General features: G+C 38.2%; 19 protein-coding genes. 9 read left to right on the plus strand and 10 right to left on the minus strand.

What is annotated here, in order from left to right; all coding sequences use genetic code 11:
- Positions 1-2: 2 nt before the first annotated feature.
- From AC0VYH_RS14920 to AC0VYH_RS14955, 8 genes are read right to left on the minus strand one after another with little or no spacing between them, the layout of a single operon-like run.
- Entirely contained in the window at positions 3-731 is a 729-nt protein-coding gene (locus AC0VYH_RS14920) for a class I SAM-dependent DNA methyltransferase (RefSeq protein ID WP_430244358.1), read from the minus strand.
- Between the two features lies 1 nt (position 732).
- Complete coding sequence (gene rsfS, locus AC0VYH_RS14925; RefSeq protein ID WP_194219487.1) at positions 733-1,086, minus strand: ribosome silencing factor; 354 nt, start codon at positions 1,084-1,086, stop codon at positions 733-735.
- Positions 1,087-1,106: 20 nt separating this feature from the next.
- Positions 1,107-1,673, minus strand: coding sequence for a bis(5'-nucleosyl)-tetraphosphatase (symmetrical) YqeK (yqeK, locus tag AC0VYH_RS14930; protein WP_194219486.1), 567 nt, complete (start codon positions 1,671-1,673; stop codon positions 1,107-1,109).
- On the minus strand, positions 1,660-2,250 hold the full coding sequence (locus AC0VYH_RS14935; RefSeq protein WP_371018229.1) for a nicotinate-nucleotide adenylyltransferase: 591 nt from the start codon (positions 2,248-2,250) through the stop codon (positions 1,660-1,662). Before AC0VYH_RS14935 ends, yqeK begins: the two co-directional genes overlap by 14 nt.
- Positions 2,250-2,540 (minus strand): ribosome assembly RNA-binding protein YhbY, encoded by a 291-nt coding sequence (gene yhbY, locus AC0VYH_RS14940; RefSeq protein ID WP_404681512.1) that lies wholly within the window; start codon positions 2,538-2,540, stop codon positions 2,250-2,252. The genes AC0VYH_RS14935 and yhbY overlap by 1 nt, the downstream gene beginning before the upstream one ends.
- On the minus strand, positions 2,540-3,379 hold the full coding sequence (gene aroE / locus AC0VYH_RS14945) for a shikimate dehydrogenase (RefSeq protein ID WP_475372687.1): 840 nt from the start codon (positions 3,377-3,379) through the stop codon (positions 2,540-2,542). The genes yhbY and aroE overlap by 1 nt, the downstream gene beginning before the upstream one ends.
- A gap of 10 nt (positions 3,380-3,389) precedes the next feature.
- The gene (gene yqeH, locus AC0VYH_RS14950; protein ID WP_475372688.1) at positions 3,390-4,499 is read right to left on the minus strand and encodes a ribosome biogenesis GTPase YqeH; all 1,110 of its coding nucleotides are present in this window, start codon (positions 4,497-4,499) and stop codon (positions 3,390-3,392) included.
- 2 nt (positions 4,500-4,501) lie between these two features.
- Positions 4,502-5,017 carry a YqeG family HAD IIIA-type phosphatase gene (locus tag AC0VYH_RS14955; protein ID WP_475372689.1) on the minus strand — a complete coding sequence of 172 codons (516 nt, stop codon included), beginning with the start codon at positions 5,015-5,017 and terminating at the stop codon, positions 4,502-4,504.
- 354 nt (positions 5,018-5,371) lie between these two features.
- Between AC0VYH_RS14955 and sda the strand changes: the two genes are divergently transcribed.
- Positions 5,372-5,515 carry a sporulation histidine kinase inhibitor Sda gene (sda, locus tag AC0VYH_RS14960; protein ID WP_226614430.1) on the plus strand — a complete coding sequence of 48 codons (144 nt, stop codon included), beginning with the start codon at positions 5,372-5,374 and terminating at the stop codon, positions 5,513-5,515.
- Between the two features lie 42 nt (positions 5,516-5,557).
- Here the strand turns inward: sda and AC0VYH_RS14965 are convergent, their stop codons facing one another.
- Positions 5,558-6,016 (minus strand): hypothetical protein, encoded by a 459-nt coding sequence (locus AC0VYH_RS14965; protein WP_194219479.1) that lies wholly within the window; start codon positions 6,014-6,016, stop codon positions 5,558-5,560.
- Positions 6,017-6,194: 178 nt separating this feature from the next.
- Between AC0VYH_RS14965 and AC0VYH_RS14970 the strand changes: the two genes are divergently transcribed.
- From AC0VYH_RS14970 to mnhG, 6 genes are read left to right on the plus strand one after another with little or no spacing between them, the layout of a single operon-like run.
- Positions 6,195-8,537 carry a Na+/H+ antiporter subunit A gene (locus AC0VYH_RS14970; protein ID WP_475372690.1) on the plus strand — a complete coding sequence of 781 codons (2,343 nt, stop codon included), beginning with the start codon at positions 6,195-6,197 and terminating at the stop codon, positions 8,535-8,537.
- Positions 8,537-8,875, plus strand: coding sequence for a Na(+)/H(+) antiporter subunit C (locus AC0VYH_RS14975; protein WP_194219477.1), 339 nt, complete (start codon positions 8,537-8,539; stop codon positions 8,873-8,875). Before AC0VYH_RS14970 ends, AC0VYH_RS14975 begins: the two co-directional genes overlap by 1 nt.
- On the plus strand, positions 8,868-10,349 hold the full coding sequence (locus tag AC0VYH_RS14980; RefSeq protein WP_475372691.1) for a Na+/H+ antiporter subunit D: 1,482 nt from the start codon (positions 8,868-8,870) through the stop codon (positions 10,347-10,349). Before AC0VYH_RS14975 ends, AC0VYH_RS14980 begins: the two co-directional genes overlap by 8 nt.
- Before the next feature lie 5 nt (positions 10,350-10,354).
- On the plus strand, positions 10,355-10,831 hold the full coding sequence (locus tag AC0VYH_RS14985; RefSeq protein ID WP_194219475.1) for a Na+/H+ antiporter subunit E: 477 nt from the start codon (positions 10,355-10,357) through the stop codon (positions 10,829-10,831).
- Positions 10,828-11,118 (plus strand): Na(+)/H(+) antiporter subunit F1, encoded by a 291-nt coding sequence (locus AC0VYH_RS14990; protein ID WP_194219474.1) that lies wholly within the window; start codon positions 10,828-10,830, stop codon positions 11,116-11,118. Before AC0VYH_RS14985 ends, AC0VYH_RS14990 begins: the two co-directional genes overlap by 4 nt.
- A complete protein-coding gene (mnhG, locus tag AC0VYH_RS14995) occupies positions 11,090-11,455 on the plus strand; it encodes a monovalent cation/H(+) antiporter subunit G (RefSeq protein ID WP_194219473.1) in 366 nt (121 codons plus the stop codon). The genes AC0VYH_RS14990 and mnhG overlap by 29 nt, the downstream gene beginning before the upstream one ends.
- Positions 11,456-11,522: 67 nt before the next feature.
- Here the strand turns inward: mnhG and AC0VYH_RS15000 are convergent, their stop codons facing one another.
- A complete protein-coding gene (locus AC0VYH_RS15000; protein WP_194219472.1) occupies positions 11,523-11,690 on the minus strand; it encodes a hypothetical protein in 168 nt (55 codons plus the stop codon).
- 187 nt (positions 11,691-11,877) lie between these two features.
- On the opposite strand from AC0VYH_RS15000, the gene yfkAB reads away from it, so the two are divergent.
- Positions 11,878-12,996, plus strand: coding sequence for a radical SAM/CxCxxxxC motif protein YfkAB (yfkAB, locus tag AC0VYH_RS15005; protein ID WP_430244150.1), 1,119 nt, complete (start codon positions 11,878-11,880; stop codon positions 12,994-12,996).
- Positions 12,997-13,109: 113 nt separating this feature from the next.
- Positions 13,110-13,853 carry a GDSL-type esterase/lipase family protein gene (locus tag AC0VYH_RS15010; RefSeq protein WP_430244148.1) on the plus strand — a complete coding sequence of 248 codons (744 nt, stop codon included), beginning with the start codon at positions 13,110-13,112 and terminating at the stop codon, positions 13,851-13,853.
- Positions 13,854-14,227 lie beyond the last annotated feature (374 nt).

A 14,227-nucleotide genomic window follows, 5' to 3' on the forward strand; every position in this document is an offset into this window, starting at 1 on the left:
TTTTATTTCACAGCTCTAAAAAACAGGCGCTCAGATGTAGGAGTTGGAGCTAGCTCAGTAAAGTCAGCTGTTACTGAAATATTTGAAAAGCCTACCTCTGTTAACCAGGCTATATAATCATCCGTTTGGAACGTTCTTTGAAAATGAAGCTCATCAAATCGTTCATAGAGACCTTCTTCATTTTCTACAAAAAAGCTTAATTCATGCTCAACAGATCCCTCTTCTTCCCCGGCATAACTATTCCATATATAAGAAATGTCATCTTCACTACTCGCAAAAGTATGACCAATAAAATGGTTTTCCATTTTGTGAAGAGAGTGAACATCAAATAACAAAACCCCACCTGGTTTTAAATGCTTATAAATGCTTCGAAAAGAATCTTGAACACCATTTTCATCTGTGACATAGTTCAAAGAATCACAAAAAATCGTTACTATGTCGTACGTTTCACCAGTATCAAGTTCTCTCATATCTTGTTGGAGCAGGTTTAAAGGAAGATTGTATTTTAGTGCTTTATCTTGCGCCACGGAAAGCATATGTTCTGAAAGATCCACTGCAGTAACATCATATCCCGCTGACGCAAGTCTAATTGAACATTCTCCAGTACCAGATCCTAAATCCAAAATACGACCATGAGACAATTCCCCTTTAACAAGAGCAGACCATTTCTCATAAGGAGCTTCTTCCATCAAACGATCGTAAACATAAGAAAAGCGTTCATACGATTGCATATTATGCCAGAATTTCTTCAAGGCTTAAATGCGGTGCATCGCCCCATAATTTCTCAAGATTATAATAGTTGCGCTCATCTTTATGAAAAATATGGACAATGACGTTCCCTAAATCAACAAGAACCCATCTCGCTTGGTCATATCCCTCAAGCCTCTTCACATCCATACCTTGCTCTAATGCCTGGTCTTTAACCTCTTTTGCAATAGCTTGAACTTGCTTCTCTGAATTCCCGTGACAAATCAAGAAGTAATCTGCAATTAAAGAAACTCCATTCATATTAAGGGCTACAATATCTTCAGCTCTTTTATCATCGGCTGCTTTTGCAGCAAGGTTAATCATTTGGTTTTCATTCATATTGTTTCCTCCAATTCTTCTCAGGCGTTCAATGATTTTACAATGCTGTTATATGTTAAGAACGTCGCCGGATAAACGGGTTGATTCTTCTTCATTAGAAACTGCACAGTATTCCTGAGAGACAACGCAATAGCTTGATCGAGATCTTGTTGAACCATTTCTCTGACCTCATCTACACCAGGAAATGACCGTCCTGGTTCAATGTAATCAGCTATAAACACACATTTTTCCATTAATGTCATTTCAGGACGACCTGAAGTATGATATTTGATGGCATTTAGAATTTCTTCATCCTCAATCCCTATCTCACAACGTACTAAATAAGCTCCAACTGGAGCGTGCCAGAGTTCAGGCGAATACTCCAGCAAATCTTCAGGAAATCCTTGATCAATAATAACCTGGCGCATTTCATCCTTTGGACGAAACTTAGCATAATCATGAAAAATAGCCGCAATTTCTGTCTTTTGACGATCTGCGCCATATTTTTCTGCAAGCTCAATTGCAGTATCCGTTACTCCAACAGTATGAACGTAGCGATGCTCAGTTAAATGAGGCTCAACTAACTTTAACGCTTCAGTTCGATTCATATAATCCCTTCTCTTCAATAAAAGTTCGGACGGCTTCTGGAAGCAAGTACCGTCCACTCTTTCTATGGCGTAAATCGTCTCTTAATTCACTTGAAGAAACATCGATTTGAGGAACGTCTATAACAGAAACATTGTAACGTTCTTTATCTGGATCATACCCAGGTCGATTTACTCCTACAAATGAAATCATCGAAGACAACTCATCAATTCGATGCCAATTGGGGAGATCCTCAATCATATCTCCACCAATGATAAAATAAAAATCGATATTAGGATAATTTTCTTTCAATATTTCAATTGTATCAATTGTATAGGATCGATCATTACGTTCAAATTCGATTAAAGAAAGCTTAAAGTAAGGGTTCCCCTCTATTGCCAACTGTACCATCTTCACACGGTGATGATTATCAGTAATATGACTACCATTTTTATGTGGAGGTCGATGACTTGGCATAAACCAAATTTCATCCATTTGGCAAGTTTCGAGCACCCCTTGCGCAATGGTAAGATGACCGAGATGAGGGGGGTCAAATGTTCCACCGAGTAGGCCGACTCTTAATTTTTTCTCAACAGTCATTATGGAAGAATAATTTCTTTATTCTCTTCTGATTCTTTATACAAAACAACCATATTCCCAATAATTTGTACGAGCTCCGCCCCTGTTTCAGTTGATAGTTGTTCCCCAACTGTATTGCGATCTTCGTCACAATTTTGAAGAATGCTTACTTTAATAAGCTCTCTAACCTCTAATGCTTCTTCAATTTGTTTTGTCATATTCTCATTCACGCCACCTTTTCCTACTTGGAAAATAGGGTTTAGACGATTAGCTTTTGCGCGTAAGAAACGCTTTTGTTTTCCTGTTAACATTAATATCCTCCTAGCTCTTTTAAAACCGTATTTCGCATTCGTTTCCGATCAGGCGAGACTCCTGTCCACTTTTCAAATGCAAGCGCCCCCTGTTCAACGAACATCGAGATGCCATTATCAGTGACTGCGCCTTTTGATTTTGCAAGCTTCATCCATTTTGTTTCTAGTGGATTATAAATCAAATCACTAACAACCGTACCTGATCTTATATGTTCAAGTGATATTGGCATTCGATCAAGGTGAGGGCTCATACCAATAGACGTTGTATTAATAACGATATCGAACTGTCCCAATGAAGTCTCTGCTTCAGATAGCGTTATAGCATTTGCCACGCTGTAATGTTGACATAATTTTGATAGCTCTTCTGCTTTCTCAAGTGTTCGATTGGCAATCGTTAAAGATGCCACCTCGGATTGGGAAACAGAAACAGCAACTGCTCGAGCAGCGCCTCCAGCACCAATAACAAGGATTTTCTTTCCGCTCAAGTTTTTTTCTCCAATCAAAGTGAGCAACGAAAGTAAATAACCTGATCCATCAGTGTTCGTACCGATATATTTACCATCACGCTTATAAACCGTATTAACCGCACCAATATCAATAGCTTCTTGCTCCACCTCATCTAGTAATGGAATAATGGCGACTTTGTGTGGAATGGTCACATTGAAACCTTGAATATCAAGCATTTTCATTGCATCCACACCATCTTCCAGCTGTTCTGGCGATAGATCAAATGCATGGTAATGATGCGATAAACCAAGCTCTTTAAATTCACCGTTATGCATGATCGGTGACATCGAATGTCCTATAGGATGACCAATCAGTCCATATAACTTCCCCATTATCTGCCTCCTAGATGAGTGATTTTCTAATAGACACGCCTACTCCTTCAGGTGCATATGCTTTCACAGTTGTTCCTTTACCGGATACGGTTACCCATCCTAGACCTGAAAAAACGATATCCATCTTTTCCTCTTTGATCCGGAGTTCATGACCAACTAGAGCAGGCAGCTCTTTCTTTGACTGATTTCCTGGAGGATAAAGAAGTTCTCCTAGATGCTCATCATAAAGATCATCAGCCTTCTCAATTTTTGTACGATGGATATAGAGATCATTTGACACATGACAAATAAAAGACTGTCTTCCGCCCTCAACAAAATCAAGGCGTGCAAGTCCACCGAAAAACAGCGTTTGTCCTTCATTTAACTGAAATACTTTAGGCTTAATTTCTTTCTTTGGACTAATCACTTTTAATTCCTCAGCGTTGACAAAGTGTGCCATCTGATGATGATTAATAATACCTGGAGTGTCATATAATGTACTTCCATCATCAAGCGGAATATCAATCAAGTCAAGTGTTGTACCTGGAAACTGACTTGTTGTAATCATTTGCTCTTCATCTCCGCCAAACTCTTGTATAAGTTGATTTACAAAAGTTGATTTACCAACATTTGTACAGCCAATTATATAAACATCTTTTCCATCTCTCAAGCGATCAATTTCACCTGCTACATCCATAACGCTATCGCCTTTTTCTGCACTCATTAACATGACATCAGCAGGCTTTAGTCCATTCTCTTTGGCGCTTGTTTGCATCCACTTTACTAACTTTGATTTGTTTACTGACTTGGGCAACAAATCTACTTTGTTTCCAACTAATAAAACAGGATTTCCTCCTGCGAATCTCTGAATACCAGGAAGCCAACTTCCATTAAAATCGAAGATATCGACAATCTTGACGATAAGAGCATCCGTTTGGCTAATTTCATTTAGTATTTTTAAAAAGTCATCATCTGTTAAAGAAACGTCTTGAATTTCATTATAGTGCTTTAAACGAAAACAACGCTGACATATAATGACGTCTCGATTAAGTGCAGACGGTGGTGCATAGCCAAGTACGTTTTTGTCTTCTGTTTGAATGTGTACACCGCATCCGGCGCAAATAATTTGTTCGTTGTCCAAACTTATTCCTCCCAATTTATCTTCCCTTTTCGTTTCATCCAGGTAAGGAAAATGCTTTCTATTTTTCGATTGAATTTCGTAAAGAACCCATCTGTGCTTGCAACTGGCACGACAAGAATTGTATGAAGGCCCATGCGATTTCCTCCGACCACATCCGTGAAAATTTGATCTCCAATAACTACAGTATCATCTGCGCTAAGACTCATATCCTTCAACGCTTTCCGAAAAGCTTTAGTCATCGGTTTTCGAGCTTCATATATAAATGGCACCTCAACTGGTGAGGCAAACTTTTCTACTCTTGTCTTATTATTATTCGAAACAATGGTAACGAGAATGCCCTCATCACTCATTTGCTTAAACCATTTTAGCAACTTAGGTGTGGCGTCAGCTCTATTCCATTCCACAAGGGTGTTATCGAGATCAGTAATAATGCCCTTAATGCCTCGCTCTTTCAATAATTCTGGACTTATTTGAAAGATGTCTTGTACATGTTCATTTGGTAAAAACTTATTTAGCAAATTGCAACACTCCTACTATTAGTGACATCCCTATTGTATCAATATTTTCACCTCGTACAACTATTAACTTAGGAATGAACAAAATGAAAACAAAATAATAAAATCAAAATTTTTCGACACATTATGTCATTCACAAAATATGTGGATAACATTATTAACATAAACAAACCATAAAATCATTGTGAATGACTAAGATATAAACATGATACCCACAAATTATCCACTCTTCACTGTGGATAACGGAACGGTTGTTCTCCGTATGTTTACGTGGTAAGCTTACTGCAAATAAAAGATCCACATACACAATATGCGGACTAGACGGAGAATAGAACCTTATTCAGGAGGTGCTTAATCATGGAAAAGTTATCAGATGACTTATTGATTGAATCCTTTTATAAGGCAAAAGAATTAAAGCTAAGTAGCGACTTTATTGGTCTTATTCAACGTGAGATCGAAAGGCGCAGACTTGATAAGCAAGTTTCTCTTATCGGGATTTAAACATTGCCAACCTTGATCGTATCCAGGGTTGGCCTTTTTGTTTTATTCGATTTCAAAGTAGTTCCCCCATGAAGAAGTCCACTCTTCGCTTGTTACTTCATCAGTCGTCTTCATTTTCTTCGCTTTTCGAAAGTGATCAGGTTCTGATAAGAAGACAACCGCCAATCCTTCTGCTTGAAACCATTCCTTGTACTCTGTAAGCAATGGCTCTATATCTTGTCTTGTATATGCAAAAGGTTTCAACGCCACCACCGTTTGGTCATTACGGGATAAAATAATGACATCATTTATAGCAGACTCGTTTTTTATTTTTTTCCGAATAGCTTCTAATGAACTTAACGGTTTATGATCTTTCATTATTGCGGCTCCGATGGGAGCCATTTCTATTGAGCGAAAATATTCTCTTGGCCCAAATGGAGATTGATCCTCGCTTTTATATATCGTTTGACACGCCGTTAACAATATAAGGATAGGAATAAGAATAGAAATGGATTTTATCACGTGAATCCTCCTTTCGCAAATAGAATCGGCGATGTTTGGAAAACTTATACGGGAAAGTTGCTTTTTTAAACAGGAAAAGTTGATAAACGTGTCGGTTTTTGATTACAATTGAAGTATCGCAATATGAGTTCATTTGAACTTTTATCATATTGAGCATTAGTGGGGAGGTTTTTGTAGAATGCTTCATGCAGCTGTCTTGCTACCTTTTCTGGCAGCGTTTTTCATCCCGTTACTTTATCGGGGCGTCAAACAAGTCCATTTAGGATGGTTTGTTCTTTTAGTTCCGATAGTGTTGTTTGGGTATTTTCTTACGTTTATAAAAGAAGTTACGCAGGGTGTACATACACTTAAAACGTTTGAGTGGATTCCATCACTCGGAGTGAACGTTACATTCTATATTGATGGTCTTGGCCTGTTTTTCGCGCTTTTGATCACTGGAATTGGATCACTCGTTGTTCTCTATTCCATTTATTATTTAAGTAAAGCCGAAAAGCTTGGCCATTTTTATGTCTATCTCCTATTGTTTATGGGAGCCATGCTCGGGGTTGTGTTGTCGGATAATTTATTTGTTCTCTACACATTCTGGGAATTAACGAGCATTTCATCATTCCTGCTAATTGGATACTGGTACCAACGAGAGAAATCAACATCTGGTGCCCTTAAATCCATGATGATTACTGTTTTTGGCGGTCTAGCCATGCTCGGTGGTTTTTTACTCATGGCAGATATTACAGGAACGGCAAGTATTAGGGGGATTATTGAAAGCGGAGAGATGATTGTTACGTCTTCCCTTTTCCCATTCATCTTAGTACTCGTACTACTGGGAGCTTTTACGAAATCAGCTCAGTTTCCATTTCATACATGGTTACCTGACGCAATGGAAGCACCAACACCAGTCAGTGCCTTCCTACACTCAGCTACTATGGTTAAAGCTGGTATCTACCTTGTTGCGAGGTTAAGCCTCATCTTCGCAGGTACCGATCTCTTTTTCTTGATTGTTAGTGGATTTGGATTGCTCACGCTATGCTGGGGATCTTATATGGCGGTTAGACAAACAGATCTTAAAGCTATCCTCGCCTATTCGACGATTAGTCAACTCGGTATGATCATGGCTATGTTAGGTTTTGGTACTGAAGTGGCTATTCTTGCAGCGGTATTCCACATTTTGAACCACGCTACGTTCAAAGGGAGTCTCTTTATGGTCGCAGGTATTATTGATCACGAGACAGGCACTCGAGATATTAGAAGGCTCGGAGGCCTATTTACGTTCATGCCAATCACTGCAACCTTAGCATTCTTTGGCACATTCTCAATGGCAGGATTCCCGCTACCTTTTCTAAACGGTTTCCTGAGTAAAGAAATGTTCTTTGAATCGTCCCTGCATTTTGAAAATGCATCTACAATTGTTGAAGCTGTTTCACCTTATTTCCCTTATTTAGCAGTTGGCGGAAGTATCTTCACTTTTGTTTATTCCATTATGCTTTTCTTCCGAACATTTACCGGTAAACAAAGGGATAAATTACCTAAAGAACCACACGAAGCACCGATTGGTATGCTTATCTCGCCAATCATTCTTGTACTTCTTGTGATCGTCATTGCTTTTGTTCCCAACGTTTTTGGGCATTCTCTTCTTTCACCAATGGTGGATTCCATAGCCGGTTCAGCTGGTGAAACGCATATTAAATTCTGGCACGGATTAGGGCCTGCTCTTTACATGAGTTTAGCTGTACTTTTGCTAGGAACGGTTTTCTATCTGACCCGTAAAAAATGGGAACGTATATACACTATTTTACCTGGTAAACTTTCTGCAGCTAAAGCCTATGATGGTATTATAAACGGCATCATAAATGGATCTAAGAAATTAACGAATGGTTATATGACTGGATCTCTCAGGCATTACATGATATATATCCTAATCTTCTTCATAGCTCTTGTCTCCATCACCATAAGTGTTACTGGAGGCTTCGAAATGTCATTTGATGACCTGGCCCCGATTGCTATTCCTGAGTTACTTATAGCGATTGTGATGGCCGGCGCTGCTTTTGGAACGATTTTTATGAAGAATCGTATTGCCGCTATTCTAGTACTTGGAATCGTAGGGTATGGATTATCCCTATTATTCGTCTTCTTCCGAGCACCAGACTTAGCGCTCACTCAGCTTATTGTAGAAACCGTAACGGTTGCACTATTTCTTCTATGTTTTTATCACTTGCCTAATTTTGATAAACAGAAGGAATCCAAAAGAACAAACGCCGTTAACTGGGTCATCTCTATATCTGTAGGGGTTCTTGTAACTATGATAGGAATCGCTTCACACAGTACGAAATTGTTTGAACCAATTTCAGAGTACTTTCTTAAAAACTCCTATAAATTGGGCGGAGGAGACAACGTTGTTAACGTTATTCTTGTTGACTTCCGTGGACTTGATACGATGCTTGAAATCCTTGTACTTGGACTTGCTGCGCTCGGCATCTTCACAATGATTAAATTGCGTCCGAGTAAGAAGGAGGGAAATGATTAATGGAAATTATCATGTCTGTACTTGCAGGTCTGCTTTTTACAGCAGGTGTCTACATGATGCTGCAAAAACAAATTCTTAAAATCATTATCGGTACGGCACTGTTGTCTCATGGAGCACACCTCTTTATTATTACGATGGGAAAGTTAAATCGTGGAAAACCTCCTATCCTTGCAGAAGGCGTAACAAGTTATGTTGATCCGTTGCCACAGGCACTTATATTAACTTCCATCGTTATTAGTTTCGGTGTGACATCGTTTCTTCTTGTGCTAGCGTATCGGACATATCAAACGAACGGTACTGATAATATGGAGAAGTTAAGGGGTAACGAAAATGAGTAATCTAGCTATACTACCAATTTTATTACCGTTATTAACTGGAATCATTCTTGTATTCCTCAATAAACGGTTGCCACTTGTACGATTGATTACACGCATTATGGTGCTAGTCAATCTCGCAGTTGTATCTGTCATCGCATTTAATGTGATTCAAAACGGCACGATCGTATTAAAAGCCGGGGATTGGACAGTGCCTTATGGCATTGTTCTGGTCGCCGATCCGCTTGCTATGTTGTTAGTCGTCACTGCGAATATCATTGCGGTTGCATGTGCTTTTTATGCTTTTAATTCGCTTGATGAACAACGCGAACGGTTTTACTTTTATCCGCTTTTTCAACTTCTCATTGCGGGTGTTAGTGGTGCGTTTCTAACAGGAGACCTATTTAACTTATTCGTCTTCTTCGAAGTACTGCTTATTGCTTCATACGGATTAATCGTTCTTGGTGGGACCAAAGAACAATTCAGAGAGTCCTTTAAATACATCATTATCAATCTATTTTCATCTATGCTGTTTGTTACAACGATCGCCTTTCTATATGCAGTAGTTGGGACAGTCAATATGGCTCAGTTAGCTGAACGGATCGGTGAAGTTCAACAGGATGGTGTGTTAACGACCATTGGCATTTTGTTATTGATCGTTTTTGCAACGAAAGGTGCGCTTTTCCCATTATATTTCTGGCTCCCTAAGTCTTATACAGTTCCACCAACTGTTATTTCAGCATTATTTGGAGCGTTACTTACCAAAGTTGGGGTATATTCTATACTAAGAGTTTTCTCTCTGATCTTCGTCTATAACCTTACAGTTACGCATCAAATTTTGCTTGTACTGGCAGGATTCACGCTTGTTTTCGGTGTGATTGGGGCCCTTTCGACGAATAATGTGCAATTGATTATTGCCTATAATATCATTCCAGCAGTTGGTTATATGATTCTTGGTATTGGCACGTTCTCAGCAACTGCTCTTGCAGGCACAATTTATTATTTGCTTCATGATATGATTATTAAAGCAGCACTCTTCTTCCTTGTTGGTGCTATGGTGGCTTACGCCGGCACATCAGATTTAAGAAAGATGGGTGGCATTATTAAAAATCAACCAGTCCTTGGATGGCTCTTTTTCATTGCAGCATTAGCGCTTGCTGGATTACCGCCATTTAGTGGATTTATCGGTAAACTCCTTATTCTAAGAGGTGCTTTCGAGGAAGGACATTATGTACTAGCGATTATAGGATTAGTGACCAGTCTTTTAATTCTTCTTTCTGTTATCCGCATCTTTATTAATGGATTCTGGGGAGAGGCAAAGCAGGAATATGTTTCAACAGTTAACTCTACTAAAGGTAAAATAATGCCTGCTGCTTTCTTACTCATTTTCACGGTCTTTCTTGGATTAGGTGCAGAATTTATTTATCCTACGGTTCAAACAATTGCGGATCAAATGATTGATCCAGCAAATTATATTGATTCGGTTATGAAGGAGTAGATGGCATGCCAATACAAATTATCATAAACCTGATTATTGCCGTTCTCTGGATGTTTCTTTTTGAAAGTTACTCTTTTAGTACGTTCTTTGTAGGCTATTTATTTGGAATCGGATTACTTCTATTAATGGAGCGTTTCATTCCAGACCGCTTTTACTTTTATCGTCTTTGGGCGATTCTTAAGTTATTGTTTTTGTTTATTAAAGAGCTGATTATGGCTAACGTTCAGGTTGTTAAGCTCGTATATAGTCCCAAACTTAAAATGGAACCAGGCATTATCGCTGTACCCATTGATGTTCGAACAAACTGGGAAATTACGATGCTCGCAAATCTCATTACATTAACACCAGGGACACTAACGGTTTCAGTCGCTCCAGATAATATGCACATTTATATCCATGCTATGGACGCACCTGATGCAGATGAGGTTATTAAAGAAATTAAAGGCACATTTGAGAAAGCAATTATGGAGGTGACGAGATGACTTCTCTTTTATCTACTGTATCAACCATTTGTATCGTCATCATCGCAATCTCTACCCTATTTTTACTCTATCGAGCAATAAAAGGACCTTCAAATCCTGACCGTGCTGTTGCACTGGATACAATCGGCATTAATCTTATGGCAATAGCGGGTATTCTAGCAATCAAACTGGAAACAGCGTATTTCAATGATATTATTCTTCTTATTGGAATTCTCGCTTTTATAGGCACAGTAGCTATTGCTAAATTTCTGGAAAAGGGTGTTATCATTGAAAGAAGTCGTGATTAGCATTTTTATGATCATTGGCACGTTTTTCCTTTTTTCTGGAGCACTTGGAATTTTTCGACTTCCTGACGTTTATACTCGTCTACATGCTGCTTCAAAAAGCGCTACTCTAGGAGTAGCTGGAATCCTCATTGCCGCTTTCCTTTATTTTATCTTTGAAGAACAAATGGTAAGTGGAAAGCTCATTCTCGGTATTATTTTCATTTTGATGACAGCTCCAGTTTCTGGACATATGATTTCTAGAGCTGCTTATCAAAAAGGTGTTCCGCTCTGGGATAAAACTACGAGAGATGATCTTGATAAAGCACAAAACCAAAAAGCAAGTACGAAAAAGGGTTAAACCCTTTCGTACTTGCTTTTTTACATGTTGACCGTGTCCTTGAAATTATTGTTATAGATTTATCAAATTATTTATAGCTTCCATAATGATTAGCGTAGTAATAGTATCCTCCGCCAATAACAAGTAGTAATACTAGTAGAACAACGATTAAGGCAAAATATCCTCCGCCATAGCCTGGATATGGGTATGGGTAAGGCGGATAAGGATAACCACAACCGGGATAACCGTAACTCATGCTCCCCCTCCTTCTCTCCTTCAAACAATCTATTGGTAGATATTACAGTCTATGATAGGTTGATCAAAAATGTATGGACATTGGCGGAGTTTTCTAAATTCATTACTACATCTGTTCATCCTTCATTTTATGTTCTACAATTATAGAAGGGTGTAAGCCTTGAACTAACACTAAGGGGTCGATTTAAATGATAACACCAATGAAAACAATAACGCCTAGCTATGACCCATGGGAAGCTTATATGGATGTTGAAGAATATGGAAATATGATTCTTTCCAACATAGAACTAACAACGACTACTTTATGTAACATGAGATGTGAACATTGTGCAGTTGGTTATACATTGCAACCAAAGGATCCTGATCCACTTCCTCTAGACCTTATTACTCGTAGTCTTGATGAAGTAGAAAAACTTAGGGCGTTAAGTATTACGGGTGGTGAACCAATGCTTTCCATGAAATCGGTTAAGCAATATGTAGCTCCACTTCTTAAATACGCTCATGAACGCGGAGCGAGAACACAAATCAATTCAAATTTAACGCTTGATCGTAAGCGATATGATTTGATCATACCCTATCTTGATGTTTTACATATTTCACATAATTATGGAAGCATAGACGATTTCACTGACATTGGATTCGCTGTTATGGAAAGGAAGCCATCTCTCAAACAGCGGGAAGCTTATTTCCATCGTATGGTTGAGAATGCAAAAGATTTAACATCTAAAGGTGTCATCGTATCAGCGGAGACAATGATTAATCGTAGAACTCTTCCAAATATCGTGAGCATTCATCAACAAATAGCAGACATGGGGTGCCAGCGTCATGAAGTTCATCCGATGTATCCGTCAGACTTCGCTTCAGGTCTTGATATTGCCTCTTTGGATGAAATTCGAGAAGGAATTCACCGTTTATTAGATAATCGAGATCCAGATGTTTGGCTCTTATTCGGTACCCTTCCATTTTACCCATGCAGTTCCAATCAAGAAGACCTTAGACTTCTCGAAAGATTATATTCAGAACCTAATGTCACTGTTAGAAATGACCCAGATGGACGTTCTAGATTAAATATGAATATTTTCGATGGCGATATTATCGTAACTGATTTTGGAGATACGCCACCACTTGGAAATATTAAAGATACTAATCTGAATGATGCTTACGAAAAATGGCAAGAAAGTAAAATGGCTCAAAGCATAAGTTGTCATTGCCCTGCAGTAAAGTGTCTAGGACCCAACCTTCTTGTAAAGGATGCTTACTATCAGGATGTTGATTTCTTACAAAAAAAGACAAACATCTCGCTATAACCTCCAATTTTGGGGGTTTTTTTACTCATTTTTAAATTTAATACCATTTTCAGCTTTCGCATTAACTCAGATAGGGTATAATACCTATCGTAATCTATAGGAGTGTGATAGTTGTGAAGAAAAAGACATGGATTCTGATTCTAGTTGCGGGATCTCTTGTTATTTTGCTTGCATTGGCTGAGAACCAAACAGATTTTCTAAGAACCAATGCAAATGAAATGCCCGAAAATGATTCAGAATCAAAGAAGAAAAACATTACGTATTATACTAAATATTATCAGACTAAAAAGAGCATTTATGACTCTTATAAACATGAGGAAAGCGAAACCATTTTCCTCGGTGATAGTTTGACTGATTATTATGAGTGGGGGGAAGCTCTTAGTGACCATGAAGTATTAAATCGCGGTATTGCTGGGGATACGACTACAGGAGTTCTAAACAGGATTGAAGAAGTCGTAAAAGCAAAGCCAGATCGGATTTATTTGTTAATTGGTATTAATGATATGATTGCTGGGCAGTCAGTAAACAAAATTGAAACCAATTATAAGCAAATTCTAGATACGCTCAAAACGCAATCACCTAACACAAAAGTTTATGTGCAAAGTTTATTTCCGGTGAACACAGCATTAACTGGTCACCCACTAAATAATTCAATCATTAAGGATTTAAATAAACGCCTAGAAGATCTTTCGAATCTGTATGATTATCAATTTATTGATATTTATCCAGAGCTAGTAGAGTTTGGTCAGTTAAATAAAGATTTCACATTTGATGGGCTTCATCTTAATGGAGAAGGATATAAAATATGGACACGAAAAGTTCTCTCAACATATAACACTAACGCAGAGGAGAAATAATAAACTCTTCAATGCGTTATTGCTTTTTTGCTTTTGTGTGTTAAACTATAAGAGACCAACCTTAAAATGCTTCGGAGGAAAACCTCCGGAGTCCTTTTTTTTGCTCTTTTTAGCTTTTAATTCATTAATGAGTCCTTGCTCCTGGCAAATTGACATGGTTAGTCAACAAAGAGTTGTTCAGTTTTAAACATTCAAACTATCTTTCTTAAATGACAAAATCCAATTGTTTCTTCTACATTTACAACATAAAATGTTACAACTCATTCAGAAATCTGATTTTCTTTTGATAAATAGACTATTTCGACCGACTGATGATGAGTTAGATACCCTTTTTATTTTTGATACTTCATACACCCCCTCATTCAGATTGTTTG

This window comes from Anaerobacillus sp. QJM3NY_32, assembly GCF_056173645.1.

Bases quoted from the DNA above. Each gene is read 5' to 3' on its own strand.
- AC0VYH_RS14920 (WP_430244358.1), bottom strand. From the start codon at position 731: ATGCAATCGTATGAACGCTTTTCTTATGTTTACGATCGTTTGATGGAA.
- rsfS (WP_194219487.1), bottom strand. From the start codon at position 1,086: ATGAATGAAAACCAAATGATTAACCTTGCTGCAAAAGCAGCCGATGAT.
- yqeK (WP_194219486.1), bottom strand. From the start codon at position 1,673: ATGAATCGAACTGAAGCGTTAAAGTTAGTTGAGCCTCATTTAACTGAG.
- AC0VYH_RS14935 (WP_371018229.1), bottom strand. From the start codon at position 2,250: ATGACTGTTGAGAAAAAATTAAGAGTCGGCCTACTCGGTGGAACATTT.
- yhbY (WP_404681512.1), bottom strand. From the start codon at position 2,540: ATGTTAACAGGAAAACAAAAGCGTTTCTTACGCGCAAAAGCTAATCGT.
- aroE (WP_475372687.1), bottom strand. From the start codon at position 3,379: ATGGGGAAGTTATATGGACTGATTGGTCATCCTATAGGACATTCGATG.
- sda (WP_226614430.1), top strand. From the start codon at position 5,372: ATGGAAAAGTTATCAGATGACTTATTGATTGAATCCTTTTATAAGGCA.
- AC0VYH_RS14970 (WP_475372690.1), top strand. From the start codon at position 6,195: ATGCTTCATGCAGCTGTCTTGCTACCTTTTCTGGCAGCGTTTTTCATC.
- AC0VYH_RS14975 (WP_194219477.1), top strand. From the start codon at position 8,537: ATGGAAATTATCATGTCTGTACTTGCAGGTCTGCTTTTTACAGCAGGT.
- AC0VYH_RS14980 (WP_475372691.1), top strand. From the start codon at position 8,868: ATGAGTAATCTAGCTATACTACCAATTTTATTACCGTTATTAACTGGA.
- AC0VYH_RS14985 (WP_194219475.1), top strand. From the start codon at position 10,355: ATGCCAATACAAATTATCATAAACCTGATTATTGCCGTTCTCTGGATG.
- AC0VYH_RS14990 (WP_194219474.1), top strand. From the start codon at position 10,828: ATGACTTCTCTTTTATCTACTGTATCAACCATTTGTATCGTCATCATC.
- AC0VYH_RS15000 (WP_194219472.1), bottom strand. From the start codon at position 11,690: ATGAGTTACGGTTATCCCGGTTGTGGTTATCCTTATCCGCCTTACCCA.
- yfkAB (WP_430244150.1), top strand. From the start codon at position 11,878: ATGATAACACCAATGAAAACAATAACGCCTAGCTATGACCCATGGGAA.